Source organism: Roseivivax lentus (genome assembly GCF_900156805.1).
GTDB lineage: Bacteria > Pseudomonadota > Alphaproteobacteria > Rhodobacterales > Rhodobacteraceae > Roseivivax > Roseivivax lentus.
This window is the reverse complement of record NZ_FTOQ01000002.1, coordinates 262,678-284,817: the sequence shown is the minus strand read 5'-3', so window position 1 is coordinate 284,817 and position 22,140 is coordinate 262,678. Positions and strand designations below refer to the sequence as shown.

At 67.9% G+C, this 22,140-nt stretch carries 30 protein-coding genes, 1 tRNA gene and 1 other RNA gene; 14 read left to right on the top strand and 18 right to left on the bottom strand.

The window, feature by feature from the left end:
* Nucleotides 1–2: 2 nt before the first annotated feature.
* On the top strand, nt 3–380 hold the full coding sequence (locus BW990_RS04930) for a VOC family protein (RefSeq protein WP_076445609.1): 378 nt from the start codon (nt 3–5) through the stop codon (nt 378–380).
* 60 nt (nt 381–440) lie between these two features.
* A non-coding RNA gene (gene ssrS, locus BW990_RS22610) (6S RNA) lies at nt 441–596 on the top strand.
* 74 nt (nt 597–670) lie between these two features.
* Here ssrS and BW990_RS04925 read toward each other — a convergent pair.
* From BW990_RS04925 to ribB, 4 genes are all read right to left on the bottom strand, one after another.
* Nucleotides 671–985, bottom strand: a complete 315-nt coding sequence (locus BW990_RS04925; protein ID WP_076445607.1) for a hypothetical protein — start codon at nt 983–985, stop codon at nt 671–673.
* Nucleotides 986–1,080: 95 nt separating this feature from the next.
* The gene (gene nusB, locus BW990_RS04920; RefSeq protein WP_076445605.1) at nt 1,081–1,581 is read right to left on the bottom strand and encodes a transcription antitermination factor NusB; all 501 of its coding nucleotides are present in this window, start codon (nt 1,579–1,581) and stop codon (nt 1,081–1,083) included.
* Nucleotides 1,578–2,129, bottom strand: coding sequence for a 6,7-dimethyl-8-ribityllumazine synthase (locus BW990_RS04915; protein WP_076445604.1), 552 nt, complete (start codon nt 2,127–2,129; stop codon nt 1,578–1,580). Before BW990_RS04915 ends, nusB begins: the two co-directional genes overlap by 4 nt.
* On the bottom strand, nt 2,129–3,256 hold the full coding sequence (gene ribB / locus BW990_RS04910; protein ID WP_076445602.1) for a 3,4-dihydroxy-2-butanone-4-phosphate synthase: 1,128 nt from the start codon (nt 3,254–3,256) through the stop codon (nt 2,129–2,131). Before ribB ends, BW990_RS04915 begins: the two co-directional genes overlap by 1 nt.
* Nucleotides 3,257–3,605: 349 nt before the next feature.
* Between ribB and BW990_RS04905 the strand changes: the two genes are divergently transcribed.
* The 3 genes from BW990_RS04905 to BW990_RS04895 all read left to right on the top strand — a co-directional run bounded on the left by BW990_RS04905 (nt 3,606) and on the right by BW990_RS04895 (nt 5,109).
* Nucleotides 3,606–4,106: a type III secretion system chaperone family protein gene (locus tag BW990_RS04905; RefSeq protein ID WP_076445600.1), complete on the top strand. Its 501-nt coding sequence runs from the start codon at nt 3,606–3,608 to the stop codon at nt 4,104–4,106.
* A 139-nt stretch (nt 4,107–4,245) separates the two neighbouring features.
* Nucleotides 4,246–4,647, top strand: coding sequence for a RidA family protein (locus tag BW990_RS04900; protein WP_076445598.1), 402 nt, complete (start codon nt 4,246–4,248; stop codon nt 4,645–4,647).
* A gap of 129 nt (nt 4,648–4,776) precedes the next feature.
* Nucleotides 4,777–5,109 carry a GYD domain-containing protein gene (locus BW990_RS04895; RefSeq protein WP_076445596.1) on the top strand — a complete coding sequence of 111 codons (333 nt, stop codon included), beginning with the start codon at nt 4,777–4,779 and terminating at the stop codon, nt 5,107–5,109.
* Nucleotides 5,110–5,176: 67 nt separating this feature from the next.
* Here BW990_RS04895 and BW990_RS04890 read toward each other — a convergent pair whose 3' ends face one another.
* Nucleotides 5,177–5,653, bottom strand: a complete 477-nt coding sequence (locus tag BW990_RS04890) for a YHS domain-containing (seleno)protein (protein WP_076445594.1) — start codon at nt 5,651–5,653, stop codon at nt 5,177–5,179.
* A gap of 197 nt (nt 5,654–5,850) precedes the next feature.
* Between BW990_RS04890 and proC the strand changes: the two genes are divergently transcribed.
* The 3 genes from proC (at nt 5,851) to BW990_RS04875 (ending at nt 8,185) form a co-directional block, all read left to right on the top strand.
* Nucleotides 5,851–6,663, top strand: a complete 813-nt coding sequence (gene proC / locus BW990_RS04885; RefSeq protein WP_076445592.1) for a pyrroline-5-carboxylate reductase — start codon at nt 5,851–5,853, stop codon at nt 6,661–6,663.
* Nucleotides 6,660–6,998: a tRNA-binding protein gene (locus BW990_RS04880; protein ID WP_076445590.1), complete on the top strand. Its 339-nt coding sequence runs from the start codon at nt 6,660–6,662 to the stop codon at nt 6,996–6,998. The genes proC and BW990_RS04880 overlap by 4 nt, the downstream gene beginning before the upstream one ends.
* Before the next feature lie 68 nt (nt 6,999–7,066).
* Entirely contained in the window at nt 7,067–8,185 is a 1,119-nt protein-coding gene (locus BW990_RS04875) for a beta-ketoacyl-ACP synthase III (protein WP_076445588.1), read from the top strand.
* Between the two features lie 157 nt (nt 8,186–8,342).
* Here BW990_RS04875 and BW990_RS04870 read toward each other — a convergent pair whose 3' ends face one another.
* The 5 genes from BW990_RS04870 to BW990_RS04850 all read right to left on the bottom strand — a co-directional run bounded on the left by BW990_RS04870 (nt 8,343) and on the right by BW990_RS04850 (nt 12,799).
* Nucleotides 8,343–8,924, bottom strand: coding sequence for a thymidine kinase (locus BW990_RS04870; protein WP_076445586.1), 582 nt, complete (start codon nt 8,922–8,924; stop codon nt 8,343–8,345).
* 268 nt (nt 8,925–9,192) lie between these two features.
* On the bottom strand, nt 9,193–10,551 hold the full coding sequence (rimO, locus tag BW990_RS04865) for a 30S ribosomal protein S12 methylthiotransferase RimO (RefSeq protein WP_076445585.1): 1,359 nt from the start codon (nt 10,549–10,551) through the stop codon (nt 9,193–9,195).
* A gap of 56 nt (nt 10,552–10,607) precedes the next feature.
* Nucleotides 10,608–11,489, bottom strand: coding sequence for a nickel/cobalt transporter (locus BW990_RS04860; protein ID WP_076445583.1), 882 nt, complete (start codon nt 11,487–11,489; stop codon nt 10,608–10,610).
* Nucleotides 11,471–12,139, bottom strand: a complete 669-nt coding sequence (locus tag BW990_RS04855) for a DUF1007 family protein (RefSeq protein ID WP_076445581.1) — start codon at nt 12,137–12,139, stop codon at nt 11,471–11,473. Before BW990_RS04855 ends, BW990_RS04860 begins: the two co-directional genes overlap by 19 nt.
* Nucleotides 12,140–12,217: 78 nt before the next feature.
* Nucleotides 12,218–12,799, bottom strand: coding sequence for a GcrA family cell cycle regulator (locus BW990_RS04850; protein WP_076445580.1), 582 nt, complete (start codon nt 12,797–12,799; stop codon nt 12,218–12,220).
* Between the two features lie 104 nt (nt 12,800–12,903).
* Here BW990_RS04850 and BW990_RS04845 point away from each other — a divergent pair, with 104 nt between their 5' ends.
* Nucleotides 12,904–13,713, top strand: coding sequence for an ABC transporter permease (locus BW990_RS04845; protein ID WP_076445578.1), 810 nt, complete (start codon nt 12,904–12,906; stop codon nt 13,711–13,713).
* Nucleotides 13,714–13,925: 212 nt separating this feature from the next.
* Here BW990_RS04845 and BW990_RS04840 read toward each other — a convergent pair whose 3' ends face one another.
* From BW990_RS04840 to dapF, 3 genes are read right to left on the bottom strand one after another with little or no spacing between them, the layout of a single operon-like run.
* Nucleotides 13,926–14,618, bottom strand: a complete 693-nt coding sequence (locus tag BW990_RS04840) for a CDP-alcohol phosphatidyltransferase family protein (RefSeq protein ID WP_076445576.1) — start codon at nt 14,616–14,618, stop codon at nt 13,926–13,928.
* Nucleotides 14,619–14,657: 39 nt separating this feature from the next.
* Nucleotides 14,658–15,917, bottom strand: a complete 1,260-nt coding sequence (gene mtaB / locus BW990_RS04835; protein ID WP_076445574.1) for a tRNA (N(6)-L-threonylcarbamoyladenosine(37)-C(2))-methylthiotransferase MtaB — start codon at nt 15,915–15,917, stop codon at nt 14,658–14,660.
* Entirely contained in the window at nt 15,914–16,717 is an 804-nt protein-coding gene (gene dapF / locus BW990_RS04830) for a diaminopimelate epimerase (protein WP_407690124.1), read from the bottom strand. The genes mtaB and dapF overlap by 4 nt, the downstream gene beginning before the upstream one ends.
* 146 nt (nt 16,718–16,863) lie before the next feature.
* On the opposite strand from dapF, the gene BW990_RS04825 reads away from it, so the two are divergent.
* Nucleotides 16,864–16,939, top strand: a tRNA-Lys gene (locus tag BW990_RS04825).
* Nucleotides 16,940–17,023: 84 nt separating this feature from the next.
* Here BW990_RS04825 and BW990_RS04820 read toward each other — a convergent pair.
* The 4 genes from BW990_RS04820 to BW990_RS04805 form a co-directional block, all read right to left on the bottom strand.
* Complete coding sequence (locus BW990_RS04820) at nt 17,024–17,425, bottom strand: DUF6326 family protein (RefSeq protein ID WP_076445569.1); 402 nt, start codon at nt 17,423–17,425, stop codon at nt 17,024–17,026.
* A 35-nt stretch (nt 17,426–17,460) separates the two neighbouring features.
* Nucleotides 17,461–18,648, bottom strand: a complete 1,188-nt coding sequence (locus BW990_RS04815; protein ID WP_200798015.1) for an RNA polymerase sigma factor — start codon at nt 18,646–18,648, stop codon at nt 17,461–17,463.
* Nucleotides 18,649–18,697: 49 nt separating this feature from the next.
* Nucleotides 18,698–19,051 (bottom strand): YciI family protein, encoded by a 354-nt coding sequence (locus BW990_RS04810; RefSeq protein ID WP_076445564.1) that lies wholly within the window; start codon nt 19,049–19,051, stop codon nt 18,698–18,700.
* Between the two features lie 235 nt (nt 19,052–19,286).
* Nucleotides 19,287–19,823, bottom strand: coding sequence for a hypothetical protein (locus tag BW990_RS04805; protein ID WP_143526082.1), 537 nt, complete (start codon nt 19,821–19,823; stop codon nt 19,287–19,289).
* A 146-nt stretch (nt 19,824–19,969) separates the two neighbouring features.
* On the opposite strand from BW990_RS04805, the gene BW990_RS04800 reads away from it, so the two are divergent.
* From BW990_RS04800 to BW990_RS04785, 4 genes are all read left to right on the top strand, one after another.
* Entirely contained in the window at nt 19,970–20,506 is a 537-nt protein-coding gene (locus BW990_RS04800; RefSeq protein WP_076445560.1) for a hypothetical protein, read from the top strand.
* 1 nt (nt 20,507) lies between these two features.
* Nucleotides 20,508–20,729, top strand: a complete 222-nt coding sequence (locus BW990_RS04795) for a helix-turn-helix domain-containing protein (protein WP_076445559.1) — start codon at nt 20,508–20,510, stop codon at nt 20,727–20,729.
* Nucleotides 20,730–20,856: 127 nt separating this feature from the next.
* On the top strand, nt 20,857–21,231 hold the full coding sequence (locus BW990_RS04790) for a TraR/DksA family transcriptional regulator (protein ID WP_076445557.1): 375 nt from the start codon (nt 20,857–20,859) through the stop codon (nt 21,229–21,231).
* Nucleotides 21,228–21,758: a VIT1/CCC1 transporter family protein gene (locus tag BW990_RS04785; protein WP_234990164.1), complete on the top strand. Its 531-nt coding sequence runs from the start codon at nt 21,228–21,230 to the stop codon at nt 21,756–21,758. Before BW990_RS04790 ends, BW990_RS04785 begins: the two co-directional genes overlap by 4 nt.
* A gap of 93 nt (nt 21,759–21,851) precedes the next feature.
* Here the strand turns inward: BW990_RS04785 and BW990_RS04780 are convergent, their stop codons facing one another.
* Nucleotides 21,852–22,097, bottom strand: coding sequence for an accessory factor UbiK family protein (locus BW990_RS04780; RefSeq protein WP_076445556.1), 246 nt, complete (start codon nt 22,095–22,097; stop codon nt 21,852–21,854).
* Nucleotides 22,098–22,140 lie beyond the last annotated feature (43 nt).

The following is a 22,140-nucleotide window of genomic DNA, read 5'->3' as shown; positions in this document are numbered from 1 at the left end:
CCGTGCTGCGCGCCATCGACCATATCGTGCTGACGACGCGCGACGCGCAAGCCTGCATCGCCTTCTACACCGCGCTCGGCTGCCGGGAGGAGCGGTTCGGCGATGGCCGCCGCGCGCTGCATTTCGGCGATCAGAAGATCAACATCCACCACGCGGGAAGGGAAATCATGCCCCATGCGACGATCCCCGCACCCGGCGCGCTCGATCTGTGCTTTCTCGCCGACCGGCCGCTCGAGCAGGTGATGGACGCGCTGCGGCAGGCCGGGCTTTCGTGGTTCGAGGGGCCGGTGCCGCGCACCGGTGCGACCGGGCCGATCCGCTCGATCTACCTGCGCGATCCGGACGGGAACCTGATCGAGATCGCGGAGCCTGCGACATAAGCGATTTTCGCGCCGCGCCTCTTGTCGCCGGCCCTCAGGCGGCTTAGCTCCGGGAGTAGGCGGGTTCTGCCTTTCTCGTGAACGGTTGCATTCCGGTGGCCTTAAGCAATTCCGAGGGAGCTGGCTCTGTTCAGGCCCTGGTCTGATTACCTGGCGCCCACCTGTATATACAGGTCCTCGGGAATGAGATAACCACACGGTTATGGTGGTCCCGCCGCCTCGACAAAAGCCCCGGTCCGCTGCGAAGCGGCCGGGGCTTTTTGTCGGAGATATGCGCCGGCGTCGCGGCGTCAGAGATGGCGGCGGCGCGGAGCCTCGACGGGCACATGCACCGGGATGCGCTGCCCGCCATGGGGATCGTCGTCATCGTCGTCGCGATCCTCGTCCTCGTGCATCAGGAAAAGCGCGATGCCGGTCTGGGCGCCGCCGAAGATCGTGCCGAGGAAGAACCACAACATCCCCGCCGCGAGGATGCCGTCGGCGTTCCGCGTCATCAGATGCCCGAGCCCCATCACGTCCTGCCAAATGAGCCCGGCGACGAAGACCGCCGAGATCGCGAAACCGATCAGCGCGTGGCGGATGTAGAATTTGACGAGGCTGGGCATGCAGGTCTTCCTTTGCGTCGCACCGTATCCGGCAAACAAGGTAACCCGAAGCCGCGGTCGGGCAATCCCGCGTGGCAGGTCCGCGGCAACCTGCCTCAGAAAGCGTCCGGCTTGGCCTCGCGGGCGATGTGATCGAGCACGGCATTGACGAATTTCGGCTCTTTGCCGTCGGGATAGAAATCCCGCGCGATCTCCACGTATTCGACGATGACGATCTTCGGCGGCACGTCCGAGGCCACCAGCTCGGAGCCTGCGGCGCGGAAGAGCGCGCGCAGTGTGGGGTCGATCCGCGTGATCGGCCATTTCGCCACCAGCGCCCGGTCGGTCATCTGGTCGATCTTGGCCTGCCAGTTCACCGCGTCGTCGAGGATCTTGCGGAAGAGATCGACATCGCCGTCGATCATCTCCTCGCCCTCTTCGATCTCGGCGCCGAAGCGGAAGTTCAGGAATTCCTGCCGCACGCGATCCGCGGAATGGGACGAATGCTCCATCTGGAACAGCGCCTGCACGGCATAGAGCCGCGCCGCCGACCGGGCCATCTTGCGGGCCTGGCGCGCGTCGCGCTTGGGATCGGAGCTTTGCTCAGGTGCGGTCATGCGTCGCGCGTACCCTTGGTGTCGCCTGCAAGTTGCGTTTCATCGCGCTGGGGCACGAAGCCCACGCCCTTGCGCGAGGCGCCCCACTTACGGGCGAGGGTCAGAAGATGCAAGGCCGCCGCGGCCGCGCCGCCGCCCTTGTTCTGGCCCTCCGCCTCGGCGCGCACATCCGCCTGCGCCTTGGTCTCGACCGTCAGGATGCCGTTGCCGACGCACAGCCCCTGCAGCCCCAGCAGGGTGATCCCGCGCGAGCTGTCGTTGCACACGGTCTCGTAATGGGTGGTCTCGCCGCGGATGACGCAGCCCAAGGCCACATAGGCGTCGAAATCCGACATCCGCTCGGCCATGCCGATGGCGGTGGGCACTTCCAGCGCGCCGGGCACCTCAATCAGCTCATGGGTGGCGCCCCAGGCCTCGATCTCGGCGCGGGCGCCGGCGATCAGCTGGTCGGCCACGTCCCGGTAATAGGGCGCCACGACGATCAGCACCTTGGTGGGCTTGTCGACCTGTCCGCGCGGCAGGGTGTAATGCGTCTCGTTCGTGGCCATCAGCCAAGCTCCGATATCTTGCGGGTGCCGACGATCTCGAGCCCGTAGGCATCGAGGCCCACGACCTTGGGCGTCGGCGAATTGGTCAGGAGGATCAGCTTCGACAGGCCGAGCGAGGAGAGGATCTGCGCGCCAAGCCCGTATTGCCGGAGGGTCGAGGGGCTCACATCCTGCGTATTGCCGAGCTTCATCGAGGTGTCGCGCAGCAGGATGACGGCGCCGCGCCCCTCTTCGGCGACGATCCGCATCGCGTCGCGGAATTCATCCGCGCGCCGCTCCGGGCCCGTGCCCACGATGTCGAGCATCGGATCGAGCGCGTGCATCCGCACCAGAACGGGCGCGTCGCTGGTGATGTCACCCTTCACCAGCGCGATATGTTCGTCGCCATGGGTGCTGTCGGCGAAGACCCGCATCTGCCATTCGCCGCCGAATTCCGAGATGATGCTCTCCTCTTTCTCGACCCGCACGAGATTGTCGTGCCGCCGACGGTAGGCGATCAGGTCCGAGATGGTGCCGATCTTGATGTTGTGACGCTGACCGAAGGCCACCAGTTCCGGCAGCCGCGACATGGTGCCGTCCTCGTTCATGATCTCGCAGATCACGCCCGACGGATTGAGGCCCGCGAGCCGCGAGATATCGACCGCCGCCTCGGTATGGCCCGCGCGCACGAGGACGCCGCCATCCTTGGCGCGCAGCGGAAACACATGGCCGGGCGTCGCGATATCCTGCGGCCCCTTGGCGCTGTCGATGGCCACCGCCACGGTGCGGGCCCGGTCCGCCGCCGAGATGCCGGTCGTCACGCCCTCGCGCGCCTCGATCGAGATGGTGAAGGCCGTCTCGTGACGCGAGGAATTGTTCGAGGACATGAGTTCGAGCCCCAGATCCTCGATCCGCTCGCGGGTCATCGACAGGCAGATCAGCCCGCGCCCGTGAGTGGCCATGAAGTTGATCGCATCGGGGGTCGCCATCTGCGCCGGGATCACCAGGTCGCCCTCGTTCTCGCGGTCCTCGTGATCGACGAGGATGAACATCCGCCCGTTGCGCGCCTCCTCGATGATCTCCTCCGTGGACGAGATCGCGTCGCGCCAGTTTTCTTCGACGGGTCCCGGGGCTTCGTAATCGGTCATCGGATCTCCTGCACTTGGCGCGGTCGCGCGTGCCCGGCAGATAGAGCAGAAGCGCGGTGAATGCCAGCCAATCCGCAGCCTTTGCCGCGGGTGCGCGCCGCGCCGAAAAGCCGCGCAGGCGGGTGGCGTGGCGGCCTTGCTGCGCACTTATCCACAGTCCTCATCTTGAGCGCCCCGTGAGATCATCCACAACTTATTGTCGGCCACGGGAAAATATCGCTTTACAGGACGGCTCGGACGCAGGCACCATATCTCGTAGGAGCAGGGCACATCTTTCCCTCTCCTAGAGCAGGCACCAAGCGCTAGGGGGCGCTGCCAGCCCCCTCCGCTACAACACATGAGGTGGCCCATGGCAGTGTCCGAGGCGTTTCTGTCCGAAGATCTTCACCCCATCGACATCGTCGAACACCTGGCCGAGCATCACGACTGGGATTTCGACCGGATCGGCGAAGATCAGATTGCCATGGCCGTCGAAGGCCAGTGGCGCACCTATTCCATCACGCTCGCCTGGTCGGGCTACGACGAGACGCTCCGGCTGATCTGCACCTTCGAGATGGAGCCGCCCGACGACCGGCTGCCCGCGCTTTACGAGGGGCTGAACCGCGCGAACGATCAATGCTGGGCCGGCGGGTTCTCCTATTGGGGCGATCAGAAGCTCATGGTCTACAAGTACGGCCTCGTCCTGTCGGGCGGCCAGATCGCCGTGCCCGAGCAGATCGACACGATGATCGGCGCCGCAGTCATGGCCTCCGAACGCCTTTATCCCGCCTTCCAGCTGATGGTCTGGGGTGGCCAGACCCCCGCCGAGGCGATGCAGATCGCCATCTCGGAAGCCTACGGAACGGCCTGACCGGGCGCTTCTCCCCGCCCGGTCAGAGTACCTGCGCGGCCGCACTCCTCCCAAGCGGCCGCGTTTTTCATGGGCGTGGCAGGACGCGGGACGCATTTCATGCGACACTTGTGCCCGATCCGGCAGGGAGGCGACGGCCATGGCACATGAACGGAGATTGATCTCGAACGGCAACCCGATGGAGGCCATCGTGGGCTTCAGCCGCGCCGTGCGGGTCGGCAACGTCATCGCCGTCGGCGGCACCGCCCCGGTCGATGCGGATCGCAAGACCGTGGGCGTCGGCGACGTCTTCGCCCAGACCCGCCGCTGCTTCGACATCATCGAGGCGGCGCTGCTCGAGGCCGGATCGGGTCTGCAGGACATCGTCCGCACCCGGGTGATCCTGACCGATATCGAGAACTGGAGACCCGCGATCGAGGCCCGCAAGCTCTATTGCCGGGACGCCCGCCCGGTCGACACGATCATGGCGGTCACCCGGTTCGTCAATCCCGAATGGCTGGTCGAGATCGAGGTCGACGCCGTGGTCGCGGGCGACGCATGAGAGCGCCCGGCACGACCGCATCCCCAATTTGACGGTTTCGTGATATGGTGCCCGCAGGAGCACGTGAGCCGGATTGACGGGCGCGGTGTCCGACGGCGGTTCGCATCAGCGCTCCGGGGGGAGGACGTGATGCCGAGATTTATCGTGACCGGGAACTACACGGCTGGCGCCATGAAGGCGATGATCGACAGCCCGAGCGACCGCGAGGCCGCGGCGCGGGCGGTGGTCGAAGCCGCAGGCGGCAAGCTCGAGAGCTTCTACATGACGACGGGCGACAAGGATTTCTCGATCAAGGTCACCATCGACGACGCCGCGGACCTTATGGCCGGTCTGATGGTGACCGGCGCCAGCGGCGCGGTCAGCAATCTCAGGACGATCCGCGCCTACACGTCGGAGGAATTCACCGAGATCCAGAAGAAAGCGGGCCGGATCGCGAAATCCTACAAGGCACCGGGCGGCTGATCGCCGGCGGATGTGGCGCCCCGGCCATGCGCCGGGGCCCCATCTTCACGCGGCGCCGACCAGCGCCTCAGGACGCGCCCAGAAGCGTCGGCCAGTTGACGTTGCCCCGGCTGATATTGCCCGGCACGTCGCGCTCCCAGCGCTTCTGGATTCGGCGCGAGTAATTCAGGTAAAGCTTGCCATCGACGATGCTCCAGGCCTCGGGCACCGTCGAGGCGGTGTAGCCCTCGCTCACCGCCCAGGCGCAATAGCCGCCGAATTGCGGGGCATAGGCCTCGGGATCGACGGCGAAGGCGTCGCGATTGGCGACGCTCGCGAAACGCCAGGTCGCACCATTCCAATCAAGCGCGATCGCGGGATCGCCCGGCACGGGGCGGCCTTCGGTGAAATAGGCGACGGGGTCGGTCCCGTCGATGGCAATACCGCCCTCGGCATAGACCGGGGCCAGGCTCTGCGCATGGCTCATGGTGGCGAGGCCGCCCGCCAGCGCCGCGACCGGCAGGGCCGCACCGAACGCGATGATCCGGCGACGATTGATCTGCATGATGTCTCCTCCTCTATTTCTCTGCGATGCCCGTCAGATGGCGACCCGCCGCCGGAACCGCCATGGCCGTCACCGCCTTGTGACGGGCTGTCACAATCCCGGGCCCCGGCACCGGCTCGGGGCGTTCGGCCGAGGAACCGCTTGCGCCGCGCCGGACGGCCCGCCATCGTGCCCCGGCTGATGAGAGGAGCTTGCGCATGAAAGACACCGAAATCGCGAAACGCGGCCTCGTCCTGCTGGGCTGCGGCAAGATGGGCTCGGCGATGCTGGAAGGCTGGCTCAATCGCGGATTGCCGCCCGAAAGCGTGACCGTGCGGGACCCCGCGCCCTCGGCCTGGCTCAAGGGCACGGGCGTGCATCTCAACACCGCCCTGCCCGACAGCCCCGCCATCGTGCTGGTGGCAGTCAAGCCGCAGATGATGAACGACGCGCTGCCCGGACTGCAGGGCATGGGCAACGGCACCACGCTCTTCCTGTCAGTCGCGGCCGGGGTGCCCATCGCGAAATACGAAGCGCTGATGGGCGAGGCGACGCCGGTCATCCGCGCCATGCCCAACACGCCCGCCGCGGTGGGCCAGGGCATCACCGCGATCATCGGCAATGCCCACACGACCGAGGATCACTACGCGCAGGCCGATCTGCTGCTTTCGGCGGTGGGCGAGGTGGTGACGCTCGAGGACGAGGCGCAGATGGATGCGGTGACCGGCGTTTCGGGATCGGGCCCGGCCTATGTCTTCCACATGATCGAATGCCTCGCCGCCGCCGGCGAGGCCGAGGGCCTCGCCCCGGACCTGGCGCTCGCGCTGGCGCGCGCGACCGTTGCGGGCGCCGGGGCGCTGGCCCAGCAGACCGGCACCGATCCGGGCACGCTGCGCGAGAACGTGACCTCGCCCAACGGCACGACCCAGGCGGGGCTCGATGTGCTGATGAACGACGAGACCGGGCTTCCGCCGCTGATGCGCGCCACGGTGAAGGCCGCGGCGGCGCGGTCGCGCGAACTCGGCCAATGACCGCGGCGAGCTTCGGCGATTTCCTGCGCGTCGACATCCGCGCGGGCACGATCATCCGCGCCGAGCCCTTCCCCGAGGCCCGCAAACCCGCGATCAAGCTCTGGATCGATTTCGGCCCCGCGATCGGCGAAAAGAAGAGCTCGGCCCAGATCACCGAGCATTACGCGCCCGAGGCGCTGATCGGGCGGCAGGTCATGGCGGTGGTGAATTTCGCCCCCCGCCAGATCGGCCCCTTCATGTCCGAGGTGCTGACCCTCGGCTGCGCGGACGGTGACGGCGCCATCGTTCTGCTGGCGCCCGACCGCCCGGTGCCGGACGGCGCGCGCATGCATTGAACGCCGCGTCGGACTTGCGGGCCTGACCCCAAGTCAATATGCCCTGCGCCACGCAAACGGAGGCTCCCATGCATCACCCCGCGATCACCGGCACCGGTGTCTTCACCCCCGATGAGGTCGTCACCAACGACGAACTGGTCGCGGCCTTCAATGCCCATGCGGACCGCTTCAACGCCGCCAATGCCGATGCGATCGCCGCCGGGGACGTGGAGGCCAAGCCCTATTCCTCCTCGGAATTCATCCTGTCCGCCTCGGGCATCGAACAGCGCTACGTGATCGACAAGGCGGGTGTGCTCGATCCCGACCGGATGTATCCGCGCCTGCGCGAACGCAGCGATGACGAGCTGTCGCTGATGGCCGAGATCGGCCTCGACGCGGCGCGCACCGCATTGGCGCAGGCCGGGCGCGACGGCGCGGAGGTCGACCTCGTGATCTGCGCGGCCTCGAATTTCGAACGCGCCTATCCCGCCATCGCCATCGAGATCCAGAAGGCGCTCGGCGCGGGCGGGTTCGCCTTCGACATGAACGTCGCCTGTTCCTCGGCGACCTTCGGCATCCACGCGGCCGCCGACATGATCCGCTCGGGCTCGGTGCGCAAGGCGCTGGTGATCTCGCCCGAAGTCACCTCGGGCCACCTCGAATGGCGCGACCGCGATTGCCATTTCATCTTCGGCGACGTGGCGACCGCGGTGCTGCTGGAACGCGCCGAGGATGCGACGGGGCCGCATTTCCTCGTCCAGTCCACCCGCTGCGCGACGGAGTTCTCCAACAATATCCGCAACAACAACGGCTTTCTGCGCCGCACCCGCGACGCGATGGAGGATCGCCGCGACATGCAGTTCATGCAGAACGGCCGCAAGGTCTTCAAGGAAGTGCTGCCCATGGTCTCCGCCCATATCGCGGCGCATATGGCCGATGCGGGCTGGGCGTCGGAGGATCTCAAGCGGGTCTGGCTGCACCAGGCCAACAAGACCATGAACGATTTCATCGGCAAGAAGGTGATGGGCCGCACGCCGGCGCCCGAGGAACAGCCGAACATCCTGCAGGATTACGCCAACACCTCCTCGGCGGGCTCGATCATCGCCTTCGCGAAGCATTCCGGCGATCTCGCCCCCGGCGATCGCGGCGTGATCTGCTCCTTCGGGGCGGGCTATTCGGTGGGATCGGTGCTCGTCGAGCGGGCCTGAACCCGCGCATTCCCCGCGTGTCCCACGCCCGGTAAGCCGCGCCACGCCGCTGTCACGGCCGGACCGAAAATACCTCCGGAGAGCGCGAGAGGCTGGCCTCTCGCCGGATCGGCGGCCCAAGGCCGTCGATCCGGCCTTCTCCGCCGCGCCCCACGTCTCACTCCGCGCCGACCGCCTCGCGCCAATGCCGGCGGCAGAGGCTCAGATAGGTCTCGTTGCCGCCGATCTGCACTTGCGCGCCCTCGCGCAGGACCGCGCCCGCCGCATCCTGCCGCACCACCATAGTCGCCTTGCGCCCGCAATGGCAGATCGTGCGCACCTCCCGCAGATCGTCCGCCAGCGCCAGAAGCGTGGCCGAGCCCGGAAAGAGCCGGCCCCGGAAATCCACCCGGAGCCCGTAGCACATCACCGGCAGACCGAGGTCATCCGCCGCGCGCGCCAATTGCCAAACCTGGGGCTCGGTCAGGAACTGCGCCTCGTCGACGAAGACGCATGCCAGCGCCCCCGCCGCCTGCCGCGCCCCGAGCCGCGCGAAAAGATCGTCCTCGGGCGCGAAGGTCTCCGCATCGCGCCCCAGCCCGATCCGGCTGCCGATCCGTCCCGGTCCCGCCCGGCCATCCACATGCGCGGTCAGCAGCAGGACCGACATGCCCCGCTCCTCGTAGTTATGCGCGGCCTGCAGCAGCAGCGTCGACTTGCCCGCGTTCATCGTGGAATACATGAAATAGAGCTTGGCCATGCCTCCTCCTGCCGCCGGGGCCGGCCATTGACAAGACCCCCGCGCGCGAAAAGGCGCCCCCGGTTACGGAGGCGCCCTGAAGGTGCTCAAACGTCCATTTGAAAAGGCGGCGCGTGCGGGACTTCGAGAGGGGCGACCAAGCTTTTCGAGGCAGCGAACCAAGGGGTCCTGAGGCCGGTCCATCCCGATGCGCGCATCCCGTCTTGCGCCCGGTTACCGATGAAAACACCTACCTCTTAACACAAAAGCCGATTCGCTCCGAATCGATTCACGAAAGTTGTCCCCAGAGGTCGTATTCGCCCGCCTCGTCCACGCGGACGCGGACGATATCACCAGGGCTCAGGCCCTCGTGGCCCGCGTCGATGAAGAGATTGCCGTCGATCTCGGGCGCGTCGGCCTTGGTCCGGCAAGTGGCGGCGTCGTCTTCGACGAGATCGACGATGACCTCCATCTCGCGGCCCACCTTGGCCGCAAGCTTCGCCTCCGAAATGGCCTGGGCCTTTTCCATGAACCGCGCCCAGCGCGCCTCCTTGACCTCGGGGGCGACGTGATCCGGCAGATCGTTCGACCGCGCGCCCGCGACGTTTTCGTACTGGAAACACCCCACCCGGTCGAGCTGCGCCTCCTCGAGCCAGTCGAGCAGGTATTCGAACTCCGCCTCGGTCTCGCCCGGATAGCCCACGATGAAGGTCGAGCGCAGCGTGATGTCGGGGCAGGCCGCGCGCCAGGCCGCGATCTCGTCGAGCGTCCGCGACGAGGCCGCGGGCCGCGCCATGCGTTTGAGCACATCCGGATGCCCATGCTGGAACGGGATGTCGAGATAAGGCAGCACGCCGCCTTCCGCCATCAGCGGGATCATCTCGCGCACATGCGGGTAAGGGTAGACGTAATGCATCCGCACCCATGCCCCGAGACTGCCGAGATCGCGCGCGAGATCGAGGATCGGGAACTTCGCCTCACGCTCCTTCCAGTCGGTGCCGTAGGCCGAGGTGTCCTGGCTGATGACCAGAAGCTCGCGGACGCCGGCCTCGACCAGCTTCTCGGCCTCGCGCATCACCGCGCGATGGGGCCGCGAGACGAGCCGCCCGCGCATGTCCGGGATGATGCAGAACTTGCAGCTGTGGTTACAGCCCTCGGCGATCTTGAGATAGCTGTAATGCCGCGGCGTGAGCGACACGCCCGTCGCGGGCAGCAGATCCACGAACGGGTCCGGCGACGGCGGCACGACGCCATGCACCGCGTCGAGCACCTGCTCGTATTGGTGTGGTCCGGTCACCGCCCGCACGGTCGGATGCGCGCCGGTGATGACATCGGGCTCCGCGCCGAGACAGCCGGTGACGATCACCTGCCCGTTCTCGCGCAGCGCCTCGCCGATGGCCTCGAGGCTTTCCATCTTGGCCGAATCGAGAAAGCCGCAGGTGTTCACGATGACCGCGTCCGCGCCCTGGTAATCGGGCGAGATGCCGTAGCCCTCGGCCCGGAGCCGCGTCAGGATGCGTTCGCTGTCCACGAGCGCCTTGGGACAGCCGAGCGAGACCATGCCGATGGTCGGCTGGCCGGGGCGGGCGGTCTCGTTGATGCGGGCGCGCGCGAGGTCGGGGCGCAGATCGGGCGGATTTTGTACCATGGCCGCGCTATAGCGGAGCGGCGATGCCGGGGGAAGTGGTCAGCGCCCGCGAAGGCTCAGCCGATCATCTGCCAGCCGAAGGCGATGATCGCCGCTCCGGCCAGTAGTTCCAGCGCGGGCGCCACGACCTGCGCCATGCGGGTTTCGCCCAGCGACAGCGCCGTGCTTTCCCGCGCGGTCACGCTCAGCACCGCGACGAGGATGGTCAGCCCGGCCGTGCCCGCCGACATCGCCAGCGTGCCGAGGATGCCCGCGCCGAGATTGCCCATGTACCAGGTCAGCACCAGAAGCAGGATGGCGCCGGAACAGGGCCGGATGCCGATGCTGACGATCAGCGCCGCGGCTTCGCGCAGGTTCGTGGCCCGCCGCAGATCCGACATGGACGGGCCGTGGCTGTGGCCGCAGCCCGCGTGATCGTGCCCCGCCGCCGCACCCTGCGGGCGCCAGCTACGCCAGGCCCCGCGCGCGCCCCGGAAGGCCAGCCACAGACCGACCAGTCCGATCGCCGCCCCGCTGACCGGGACCATCATGTCGGTCGCCGTGTCGGTCATCTGCGTGCGGCTCCAGTTCAGCAGGAACAGCCCCGCCAGCACGATCAGGATCGCGCTCAGCGCCTGCGCGAAGGCCGAGAGCAGCGCGATCAGGGACAGCCGCAGCACCGGCACCTGCCGCGCCACGCCATAACCGCCGACCACCACCTTGCCGTGGCCCGGTCCCAGCGCGTGAAAGAAGCCGTAGCCGAAGCAGAGCGCGAGGAAGGCCGCGAAGGCACCGGCGGTTCCGCTGCGTTGGGCGCGCAGATTGCCCGCCAGCGCGTTCTGGAACTCGCGCTGCATCTCGGCGGCCCAGCGCGCCAGCGCCGCGTCCTGCCCGGTCGCAAGCCCCCAGACCAGCGCCGCGGCCAGCGCGACGGGCAAAATCAGGACGAGGCGGCGCATGACAGGACGAAGGTGTCAGCGAACATCACCCCGATATCCGGAAGCTCGATTTCCTCGAACGGATCGTCGCCCGCGTCGATCTGGGCCAGCTGGTCGCCGTATTCCGCCTGAGCCGCGGCGCGATCCGCCGCCTCGCGGGTGAAGACGCAGGCGGGCTGCCCCGACACGGTCGGCACCTGCGGCACGTCATAGGCCACGAAATAGGTGGGATCGTAGGATTGCGCGGTCACGCGATGCGCAGCGACATCGAGCGGCTCGGCCAGCGGACGGGTGTGCGAGGTGACGATGCGCCCGGCCTCAAACCGCGCCGCATGATCCACCGGCCGCTCCAGCGCGACGGCCACGCCATCGGCGGCCAGAACGAAATCGCCCGGGAAACCGGCCTCCCAATCGACATCCCGTCCGGCATATTCGGCCAGCGGGCCGGGCTCCGGCAGCCCGTCGCTGTCCCGGTCGAGGCCGTTCTCCTCGATCAGCAGAAGCGAGTAGAACTCGTCATAGGCCCAGTCGATCCGAATGGCGACAGCCCGCCCCTCGGCATCGCGCAGGAGCTCGAAGGCGGTGTCGATGAAGATATGCGGATGGGCCGAGGCGGCGCCGGGCGCCAGCAGCGCCACGCAGATCAGGGAAGGCAAGAAACGCGAGGTCATGCGGGCAATATGGCAGCGCCGCGTCCGGGTTCAACTCGATCGCCCGGAGCGGCCCGGTCGCGGCCCCTGTCCGGCACGTTACCGCCGACGGTCGCGCCGCGAGGACATCGGCTGAAACGCCACGCCCACATGCGCTTCGCAATAGGGCTTGCCCTGTTGCACCGGCAGGCCGCAGAACCAGAAATCCTCGGTCGCGGGGTCGCCCACCGGCCATTTGCAGGTCCGCTCGGTCAGCTCCATCAGCGTGATCTTCTTGGCCTTCTTCTCGACCGCGTTGACCTTGGCGAGCGCCTCGGGGCTGATCTCGTTGGCCGAGGGTTGCGGCGGCAGGGGCTGGCCCGCCGGGATGATCTTGGGACGCGGCGGGGTGGCGCCGGGATTTGCCGACTTGGTCTCGAGCACGGGCGCCTCGGTCTCGGGCGCCGGTGCGGGCGCGGGCTTGGCGGCCTTCGGTTCGGCCTTGGGCTTCGGTGCCTCGGCCTTGGGCGCCGCAGCCTCCGCGGGCTCGGCGCCGGCGCGGTTCGACAGGCCGAGCCTGTGCACCTTGCCGATCACGGCATTGCGGGTGACGCCGCCCAGTTCCTTGGCGATCTGGCTCGCCGACTGGCCATCGGCCCACATTTTCTTCAGAGTTTCGACGCGTTCGTCGGTCCAGGACATGGCCACCTCAATGAATAAAGCGGCTCTGGGACAGAGCCGCCTGACATCTCGTCTTCGTCCCCTATTCTAAGTATCAACGCCCGACATAACAACCCGGAGAGCTTATGCCCGACACGATATCGCCCGCCCACGGGACCCGCCGCTTCGGCCGCGTCAACTGGATGGGGCTCTATACGCTGGCCGAGCGCGAGGTTCTGCGCTTCGTCAATGTCTGGACCCAGACCCTGCTGGCGCCCTTGGTGACGGCGGGATTGTTCATGCTGATCTTCTCGATCGCGATCGGCCCGCGGCGCGGCGACGTGATGGGCGTGCCCTTCACCACCTTCATCGCCCCCGGCATCCTGATGATGACGGTGATCCAGAACGCCTTCGCGAATACCTCCTCCTCCATCGTCGTGGCCAAGGTGCAGGGCAATATCGTCGACACGCTGATGCCGCCCCTCTCGGGGGCCGAGATGGTGCTGGGCTATCTTGCGGGCGGCATCGCGCGCGGGCTGATCGTCGCGGTGGTGATCGCGCTGGCGCTGGGGCTGATCCTGGGCATCTGGCCCGCGCATCCGCTGACGGCGCTCGTCTTCATCGTCACCGGCGCGGCGTTTCTCGCGGGGATCGGCATCGTCGCCGCGATCTTCGCCGACAAGTTCGACCAGATGGCCGCGATCACCAATTTCGTGGTCACCCCGCTGGCGTTCCTGTCGGGCACCTTCTACTCGGTCGAGGCGCTGCCCACGGGCCTGCGCGAGATCACCTATTTCAACCCGATCTTCTACCTCATCGACGGCGCGCGCTACGGCATGATCGGGGTCTCGGACGCGGATCCCACGCTCGGACTGGCGATCGGTCTCGTCTCGACGGTGGCGATCAACCTCGTGGCCTGGCGGATGTTCCGGACGGGGTATCGTTTGAAAGCCTGAGGCGGGTGGCGCCCCCGATCAGCCGGTCGCCTGCACAGCGGCGGGCCACGGTACGGCGATCCGGACCGCCGACAGGCGCGCGGTGTCGTCCGAGGTCCGCGCGTCATAGGCACGACGCGCCCGGCGCCACCAAATCGCTATGCCGGGGGGCGGCCTTCAGCCGCTGCCCCGCGCGGTCGTGATCATCAGGGCGGGGAAAACCCGCCCCGCACTCATCCCTTCGCTAGGAAAACCTGCTGCGCAATCCCTGCCCCGAGCAGATAGACCGAGCTTCCCACGAGTCCCCAGATCGCCCAGCTGTCGGGATAGAAATCGAACCACGCCGCCCAGCCCGCGCAGCCCGTCCAGAACAGCGCGATGGGCAGCGTCAGCACCCGCCAGCGCGCCGTGCGCACCGGGTGCACGAATTTGAGCGGCAGGAACATCGCCACCGCCAGCAACGCCACCAGCACCACGATCACCCACAGGGCGGGCTTCACCGCGAAAAGGACCAGCACCAGCATGTTCCAGCAGCCCGGAAAGCCCTCGAACGAGTAATCGTCGGTCTTCATGCGCGTGTCGGCGAAATACATCGCCGAGGCGTAGGTGATGACGATGATCGCGAACCATCCCGTCCAGCCCGGCAGCAGCCCCGACTGGAAGAGCGCGAAGGCCGGGATGAAGACGTAAGTCAGGTAATCGATGATGAGATCCAGCAGCACGCCGTCGAAGCGCGCCGCGTTCACCGACACCTGGTAGCGCCGCGCGAGCGGGCCGTCGATCCCGTCCACCGCGAAGGCCACGACGAGCCAGAGGAACATGATCGACCATTTCTCCTCCGCCGCGGCGAGGAGAGCCAGCATGGCGAAGACCGCACCCGTGGCGGTCAGCAGGTGCACGAACAGAGCTTGCGTGGCGAGTTTCATCCGCCCCTGATGCCGGATGCAGCGGATCGCTGCAATGGCTCAGGCGATCAGCGTCTGCCCATCGTTGCCGCGGATCGTCGCAGGCACGATCTGCCCCTCGGTCCGGGCCACGGCGAATCGCACTTCGGTGAACTGCTCCGTCCGCCCCATGTCGGGGGCCTCCATCAGCACGTTGTGGGTCCGGCCCGACTGCGCGGCGAGATGCCGTGCCACCGCGCGCTGACCGGCTTCCCGCAGGCGGCGGGCCCGGTCCTTGATCGCGCGGCCGTCGACCTGCGGCATGCGCGCGGCGGGCGTCCCGGGACGCGGGGAATAGGGAAAGACATGCAGCCAGGTCAGGCCGCATTCCTCCACCAGCCGCAGCGAATTGTCGAAATGCGCCTCGGTCTCGGTCGGGAACCCCGCGATGATATCGGCGCCGAAGGTCATCTCGGGGCGCAGTTTCCGCGCCTCTTCGGAGAAGCGGATCGCGTCGTCGCGCAGATGCCGCCGCTTCATGCGCTTCAGGATCAGGTCGTCGCCATGCTGCAGCGACAGGTGCAGATGCGGCATCAGGCGCTTCTCGGTGGCGATGGCCTGCATCAGGTTTTCGTCCACCTCGATCGAATCGATGCTGCTGATCCGTAGCCGCGGCAGATCCGGCACCAGCTTCAGGATCCGCATGACCAGATCGCCGAGCTTGGGCCCGGCGGGCAGATCCGCCCCCCAGGAGGTCAGATCGACGCCGGTCAGGACCACCTCGTTGAAGCCTTCCTGCACCAGCCGCTTGATCTGATCGACCACGACACCCGCGGGCACCGAACGCGAATTGCCGCGTCCGTAGGGGATGATGCAGAAGGTGCAGCGGTGATCACAGCCGTTCTGGACCTGCACATAGGCGCGGCTGCGGGTGCCGAAGCCGTCGATGAGATGCGTCGCGGTCTCGGTCACCGACATGATGTCGTTGACGCGCACGCGCTCCGTCTCGCCCACGAAATCGGCGGCCATGTCGCGCCAGACGCCGGGGGTCATCTTCTCGGAATTGCCGATGACCTGATCGACCTCCTCCATCGCGGCGAAGGTCTCGGGCTCGGTCTGGGCGGCGCAGCCGGTGACGATGATGCGCGCCTCGGGGTTCTCGCGGCGCAGGCGGCGGATTTCCTGACGCGCCTTGCGCACCGCCTCGGAGGTCACGGCGCAGGTATTGATGACATGCGCGCCCGACAGGCCCGCATCCTCGGCCATGCGCTTCATCGCCTCGGTCTCGTAGGCGTTGAGGCGGCACCCCATCGTGGTGAATTTCGGCGGCGCGGCGGTCATGCGTTCAGACCCAGCCAGGCGGGTGTCAGCACCCCGTCGAAGACATGCGCGGTGCCCCCGGTCATCCAGACGCCGTCCTCGCGCCAGTCGATCTCGAGCGTGCCGCCATCGAGGTCGATCCGCACCCGGCGTCCGGTCAGGCCGCGCCGCGCCGCCGCCACCGCGGTCGCGCAGGAGGACGAGCCCGAAGCCAGCGTGACGCCCACGCCGCGTTCCCAGACACGCATTCGGATGTGATCCTCTCCGACGATCTGGGCCACCTGCACGTTGGTGCGCTCGGGGTAAAGCGGGTGATGCTCGTAGCGCGGCCCGAAGGTCTCGAGCGGAAGGGCCTCGGCATCCTCGACGAAGAAGGTGCAATGCGGATTGCCCATGCCGGTCGCGGTGGGCGCGCCCTCGATGGGCAGTTCCAGCGTGTCCATGGCTTCGGCCAGCGGCACCTCGGCCCAATCGAGCTGCGGCGGCCCCATATTCACCGACACCGCGCCGCCCTCGACCCGCCGCGCCGGCAAGGCGCCGCGATCGGTGGTCAGCGTCAGCGCCAGCGCGCCGCTTTCGCGCATCAGGAAATCGGCGATGCAGCGCGTGGCATTGCCGCAGGCCGCCGAGGTCGAGCCGTCGGCATTGTAGAAGGTCAGATGCGCATCGCCCGTGCCCCGGGCCTCAATGAGCGCGAGCTGGTCGAAGCCCACGCCGCGATGCCGGTCCCCCAGCGCCCGCGCGAGGGCCGGCGTGACCTCGATGGCCCGCGCGCGCGCATCCAGCACGACGAAGTCGTTGCCGAGCCCGTGCATCTTCATGAAAGCCAAACTGTCATGCGCCTCTATCATGGCCGCGCATATACGCCCCTGCCCGCCCGCTTTCCAGAGGCCGTGGCGCAACCCTTCGGTTTTCCGGATTTTTTGGGTTGACCCTGTCAGGCGCTGTTTCTAAGTACCGCGCCAGTGGGCCGTTAGCTCAGTTGGTAGAGCAACTGACTTTTAATCAGTGGGTCGCAGGTTCGAATCCTGCACGGCTCACCACTGATCTCCAGACTTTTCAGTATCGGGATTCGCCGGGCTTGGGCGCGATCCGGTCCGTGTTCCGCCCCGCACCAAGGTTGCGCGTCACATGCGTTCCGGTTCGGCTGCGGGGCTCCGCCAGACAAGCCACACAATCGCGCACAGCGCCAGAATTTCGCAGGTCGCGAAGAACACGTAATGGGGTTTCAGCGATCCGCCGCCCAGCACAAACAGCGCCGTCACGACGGCGGCGGCAGAATTGACCGGCCGCCATGCGCGCCGGGGCATCACCTGCATGGCAACGATCATCGCGACGGGCACCTCGATGAACACAGCCGCGACCAGCATCAGGCGCTCGGACAGCGCGACGCCTTCGATCACGCCGTCCATGACCTGACCCAGCACGCCCGGCGTGAAGAGCCCGAGGATGTCGGCAAAGGCGATGTTGAGCGCCACCGAGAGCCAGAGAAAGGAAAGCGCGCTTCGGCGGGCGGCGAGATCGTGCATCGGCTGTGTCCTTCGAGAATGCCGCGCGGTGCGGATCAGGATTGCATGAGAGCGGCGCGCGCCGAGGCGAGGAAGGCGCGCTCGGGCGGCGCGTGGGTCAGCGCGATGGCCCGGGCATAGGCCTCCCGCGCCTCGGTCACGGCGCCCGCCTGCGCGAGAAGATGGGCGCGGGCCGCCCAGTAGGGCTGGAACCTCGCAAGCCGCGCATCGTCGATCATGTCGAGCGCCGCCAGACCGGCCTGCGCGCCCTGCAATGCGCCGAGGACCGCCGCGCGGCTCACTTGGGCGCCGAGCGTGGGCGCGATGCGGACGAGCCCCTCATAGAGCGCCGCAAGCGCCGTCTGATCGGTCTTGCCGGTCCGGACGCGCGCCGCATGGACGGATTGAATGGCGGCCTCGATCTGGAACCGCCCGGGACGGCCAAGCTCGAAGGCCTGTCTCAGCCGCGCCTCCGCCGCCGCGATAAGCGCGTGATCCCATAGCTCCGTCCGCTGGTCCGGCAGCGGCACGTAGCGCCCCGCGTCAAGCCGCGCGGACCGGCGCGCATGCAGAAAGGCCAGAAGCGCCGAAAGCCCAAGGACTTCGGAATCGTCGGGCATGTCCGTGGCCAGCAGGTCCGCGAGGAAGACGGCTTCGCGCTGCATTTCGTCCGCCTCCGGCCCCTCGCGCCAGACCAGCGCGTAGCAGCCGTAGATCGCCTCGGTCACGTCGCGCAGCCGCTCGGTCCTGAGCGCCCCTTCGGGCACCCGGAAGGGCATGGCATTGGCCTTGATCCGCGTCTTGGCGCGCACCAGAAGCTTCGACATGGCCGCCGGAGAGGCGACAAAGGCTCGCGCGATCTCCGCCGCGGTGAAGCCCAGAACCGCCTGCAGCATCAGCGGGCCGCGCGCGGCCTCGGCGATGCCGGGATGGGCGCAGACGAAGAGCAGCGCGAGGCGCGGGTCGTCTTGCGGGGCTTGGGGGGTCCCAGACACCGGCAGCGCGTGCGCTTCCACCGGCAGGGGATCGCGTTTCAGCGCCCGGCGATGCGCGTCGGTCATCCGGTTGCGCGCCACGCGCACAAGCCAGCCCTCGGGATTGTCCGGCACGCCGGAGCCGGGCCAGGTGACAAGCGCCGCCTGCAGCGCCTCGGACAGCGCGTCCTCCGCCCCGGCGATGTCGCCCGCCGGGGCCGACAGGATGCCCACCAGCCGCCCGTAGCTGGCGCGCGCGACCTGGGCCACGCGCGCTTCCGCAATGGCCCGCGGGATCGCCGCGGGCCCTGCCCCGAGATCAGCCATCGCCCATGGCGGTCGCGCGGATTTCCACCTTGCCGTATTGTGCCGCGGGGCATTTTTCGGCCCAGGCGATCGCCGCATCGAGATCGGGCAGATCGACGACGAAATAGCCGCCCAGCGTCTCCACGGTCTCGGCGAAGGGCCCGTCCTCGATCCGGGTCTTGCCGTCCCGGGTGCTGAGCGTGGTGGCGGTCGCGACCGGTTGCAGCCAGTCGGTCGAGACGAAGATCCCGGCCGCCTTCAGCGCCCCGATATAGGCGCCGTAGACCTCCTTTTCGCGCGCCCAATCCTCTTCGGTCAGCCCGGCAAAGCCGGTCGGGTCGGAGTAGAGCAGAAATGTGTACTTCATCAGGGTCTCCTGTTCGATTCGGGGCTCCCACCGGCCGTCGCGACCCGCACCGCCACCAAGGGGCCGCTGCCCCCTTAGGTTTTTCGTCGGTGTCGCGGTCCGGTCTTCCCCTTGGTTGCGAAAGCGTCGGGTGCTTTCACCTCCATGACGCAGGGGCCGCGCGGAATTGGACAGGCGCGGCGAAATTTTTTCAATCTCCGGCGATCGGAGCCCAGCGCATGGGCGCAATGACCGCCTAGTCGTCCGCGTCGCAGGGCGTAAGCTCCGCCAGCAGCATCGCGGCATCGCGCGCGCCGAGGGCCCGGACCATGCCCTGCCGGCGGGTCAGCGGAACAAAGCCGTCGGCGGGCGCGGTCTGAAGCCATGTGCTGACCATGATCGACGCGGGCGCGGCGCCGACATAACACCCGCCGACCACCCGGATGTTCAGCGTTCCGGCGCCGTCCGTCCCGGCCTCGCGCAGCGTGCGGATCTCCGCTTGCAGGGCGGCGATCCGCGCGGTGTCTTCGGGCGCGATCCGCGCGACATAGACGGTCTCGTCCGTCGCATTCGGTTGCGGCTCCGCCTGCCCCGCCGGGGCGAGCCGCAGTTCCGCAACCTCCTCCAGCAGGATCGTCGAGGCCGCGCTGCCGCCCCGGAACGCCATGCGGAATTCCGCGTCGCCATCGGCGAGCCGCAGGGTTTCGGGCACACCGACGGCAACGGCGATTTCGGACGGGGGCGTGTTGAGCGGATCGAGCCGCGACGCCGCGATCAGGCCCGCGGGCGTCATCGTCGTACAGGCCGACGCCGATAATGCCAGCGCAAGAAGCGCCGGAAGGGGAAGGGAAAAGGCCTTGGTCATTGGATCACCTATTGAATGATTCGATATCATGATTTAATGTTTTGCATTAATTATTACGTCAAGAAAGCGAAAACATGATCGACGCTCGAGACACCCTGTCCGCCGCGCGGCGGCTCGAACGCGTGATGCTGGCGGCCACCTTCCTGCTGGTGGCGCTGGCCCTGATCGGGCTGGCGGCGGGCATCGCCAACCCGCTCGACATGGCGCGGGGCATCGCCTGGCAGGGCGGCTATGACGGGGTCGCGCTTACCCATGGGCAGGCCTGGCTGCTGATCGCGCACGTGGCGATCCATGTCGGCGTCTGGATCGCGCTTCTGATCGTCGCGCGCGGGCTGTTCGGGCAGCTGGCCGCAGGCAATCCGGCAGCCGCGGCGCGGAGCGCCCGCCGGGTGGCCCGCCTGCTCTGGGCCATGCTGGCCTGGGGGCTGGTGTCCCAGCCCATCGCATCCGCAACCGCGACCTGGGGATTGCCCGAGGGCGAACGGACCCTGAGCGTGGCCTTCGGCACGCCGCAGATCTCGGTCGCCTTCGCGGCCCTCATGGCGAGCTTCATGGCGCATGCCTTCGCGCTCGGCGCGGAGCTTTGGCAAGATCATCGGGAGGTGATCTGAGATGCCCATCATCGTGCGGCTGGACGTCATGCTGGCGCGGCGGAAGATGACCTCGCGCGAGCTGTCCGCGCGGATCGGCATCTCCGAACAGAACCTGTCGCTGCTGAGGTCGGGCAAGGTGCGGGGCGTGCGCTTCAATACGCTGGAGGCGATCTGCCGGGAGCTGGACTGTCAGCCGGGCGATCTGCTGGAATACGACGCGGGGCCCGGCGCCGGGGACTGAGCGGCTTTCCCGCCCCGGGCGATCCCGGTCCGCGCAAAAGCGCCGATTGACGTGGATCAACGCCGAGCCTGCCACCGCGCACCTATGCTCGTCTGCGTCCCAACTAGCCCTTCAACGGAGGCATCCCATGACACAGACCGGCCAACACGATTGGGCCCCGCAGATCGAACGCCTGCAGACCTGGCGGGCCGAGCTTCTGGCCCGCACCACGCAGATCGACCGGGAACTCGACCGCGTGCTCGACCGGGACATGGAGGATCAGGCTATCCAGACCGAGCACCGCGATGTCGCCGAGAAGCTGGGCGCGGTCGGCCTGCGCGAGATCCGCGCCATCGACGCCGCGCTCGAACGGATCAAGGCGGGCGAATATGGCATCTGCCGGGTCTGCGGCGGCGATATCTCGCCCGAGCGGCTGCTGGCCGTCCCGACCACCACCGAATGCCGCGACTGCGCGCAATCCCACGCCGCCAAGGCGCGCAACATGGCCAGCCGGGGACATTGAACAAGGCCCGGAACGCGCGTCTGCACGGCTTTTTCCGGTATCACCTGCGCGACATGGTCTATGGCGGCTTCGACGGGGCGGTGACCACCTTTGCCGTGGTCGCCGGCGTTCAGGGCGCGGGGCTGCCGACGTCGGTGATCCTGATCCTCGGCACCGCCAACCTGATCGCGGACGGCATCTCCATGGCGCTGGGGAATTTCACCGGCACCCAGGCCGAGAACGAAGCCGGGGGACGCGGCCCGTCCGCGCCCGCCGATCCGGTCGATCCGGGCGCCGCCGCCGCGATGACCTTCGCGGCCTTCGTGATCGCCGGGGTGATTCCGCTTTTGCCGTTCATCGTCGGGCTGGAGGCCGCGTGGGAGGTGTCGATCTTCGGCACCGGCTGCGCGTTCTTCGCGATCGGCGCGCTCAAGAGCATCTTCACCCGCGCGCACTGGTGGTGGGCCGGGGCGCAGACGCTCGGCATCGGATCGGTGGCCGCGGGCGCCGCATGGATCGCCGGGCGGATCGTCGGACAGTTCGTCTGAGGGCGGTTGACCGAGAGCCCGCGGCCCCGTTCAGGCGGCCGCGCCGGTTCTCAATGGCTCAGACCGTCAGGGGGCAAGAGCGTCGGGGCAGGCTCAGCCCTGCCCCTCCTCCATCGCGTCGAGCCGGGCCTTCAGCGCCTCGTTCTCCTCGCGCGCCTTCTGGGCCATGGCCCGCACGGCGTCGAATTCCTCGCGGGTCACGAAGTCGCGATCGGCGAGCCAGCGGTCCATCATCGACTTCATCGCGGTCTCGGCCTCGGTCTTCGCGCCCTGCGCCACGCCCATGGCGTTGGTCATGAGCTGGCTCAGATCGTCGAATACCTTGTTGCGGGTCTGCATGGCTGTCTCCTTCAGGGTTGCCTTCTATATGGCGCCGCGGGCC

Coding starts and splice junctions, on each gene's coding strand:
- rimO (WP_076445585.1), bottom strand. CDS start 10,551: ATGGTACAAAATCCGCCCGATCTGCGCCCCGACCTCGCGCGCGCCCGC.
- BW990_RS04875 (WP_076445588.1), top strand. CDS start 7,067: ATGCATCACCCCGCGATCACCGGCACCGGTGTCTTCACCCCCGATGAG.
- BW990_RS04795 (WP_076445559.1), top strand. CDS start 20,508: ATGCCCATCATCGTGCGGCTGGACGTCATGCTGGCGCGGCGGAAGATG.
- BW990_RS04855 (WP_076445581.1), bottom strand. CDS start 12,139: ATGACCTCGCGTTTCTTGCCTTCCCTGATCTGCGTGGCGCTGCTGGCG.
- BW990_RS04800 (WP_076445560.1), top strand. CDS start 19,970: ATGATCGACGCTCGAGACACCCTGTCCGCCGCGCGGCGGCTCGAACGC.
- ribB (WP_076445602.1), bottom strand. CDS start 3,256: ATGACCGATTACGAAGCCCCGGGACCCGTCGAAGAAAACTGGCGCGAC.
- BW990_RS04905 (WP_076445600.1), top strand. CDS start 3,606: ATGGCAGTGTCCGAGGCGTTTCTGTCCGAAGATCTTCACCCCATCGAC.
- BW990_RS04915 (WP_076445604.1), bottom strand. CDS start 2,129: ATGGCCACGAACGAGACGCATTACACCCTGCCGCGCGGACAGGTCGAC.
- BW990_RS04870 (WP_076445586.1), bottom strand. CDS start 8,924: ATGGCCAAGCTCTATTTCATGTATTCCACGATGAACGCGGGCAAGTCG.
- proC (WP_076445592.1), top strand. CDS start 5,851: ATGAAAGACACCGAAATCGCGAAACGCGGCCTCGTCCTGCTGGGCTGC.
- BW990_RS04780 (WP_076445556.1), bottom strand. CDS start 22,097: ATGCAGACCCGCAACAAGGTATTCGACGATCTGAGCCAGCTCATGACC.
- BW990_RS04900 (WP_076445598.1), top strand. CDS start 4,246: ATGGCACATGAACGGAGATTGATCTCGAACGGCAACCCGATGGAGGCC.
- BW990_RS04805 (WP_143526082.1), bottom strand. CDS start 19,823: ATGACGCCCGCGGGCCTGATCGCGGCGTCGCGGCTCGATCCGCTCAAC.
- BW990_RS04790 (WP_076445557.1), top strand. CDS start 20,857: ATGACACAGACCGGCCAACACGATTGGGCCCCGCAGATCGAACGCCTG.
- BW990_RS04810 (WP_076445564.1), bottom strand. CDS start 19,051: ATGAAGTACACATTTCTGCTCTACTCCGACCCGACCGGCTTTGCCGGG.
- BW990_RS04840 (WP_076445576.1), bottom strand. CDS start 14,618: ATGAAACTCGCCACGCAAGCTCTGTTCGTGCACCTGCTGACCGCCACG.
- BW990_RS04850 (WP_076445580.1), bottom strand. CDS start 12,799: ATGTCCTGGACCGACGAACGCGTCGAAACTCTGAAGAAAATGTGGGCC.
- BW990_RS04880 (WP_076445590.1), top strand. CDS start 6,660: ATGACCGCGGCGAGCTTCGGCGATTTCCTGCGCGTCGACATCCGCGCG.
- BW990_RS04845 (WP_076445578.1), top strand. CDS start 12,904: ATGCCCGACACGATATCGCCCGCCCACGGGACCCGCCGCTTCGGCCGC.
- BW990_RS04890 (WP_076445594.1), bottom strand. CDS start 5,653: ATGCAGATCAATCGTCGCCGGATCATCGCGTTCGGTGCGGCCCTGCCG.
- BW990_RS04860 (WP_076445583.1), bottom strand. CDS start 11,489: ATGCGCCGCCTCGTCCTGATTTTGCCCGTCGCGCTGGCCGCGGCGCTG.
- dapF (WP_407690124.1), bottom strand. CDS start 16,717: ATGAAGATGCACGGGCTCGGCAACGACTTCGTCGTGCTGGATGCGCGC.
- BW990_RS04820 (WP_076445569.1), bottom strand. CDS start 17,425: ATGCACGATCTCGCCGCCCGCCGAAGCGCGCTTTCCTTTCTCTGGCTC.
- mtaB (WP_076445574.1), bottom strand. CDS start 15,917: ATGACCGCCGCGCCGCCGAAATTCACCACGATGGGGTGCCGCCTCAAC.
- nusB (WP_076445605.1), bottom strand. CDS start 1,581: ATGACCGCACCTGAGCAAAGCTCCGATCCCAAGCGCGACGCGCGCCAG.
- BW990_RS04925 (WP_076445607.1), bottom strand. CDS start 985: ATGCCCAGCCTCGTCAAATTCTACATCCGCCACGCGCTGATCGGTTTC.
- BW990_RS04895 (WP_076445596.1), top strand. CDS start 4,777: ATGCCGAGATTTATCGTGACCGGGAACTACACGGCTGGCGCCATGAAG.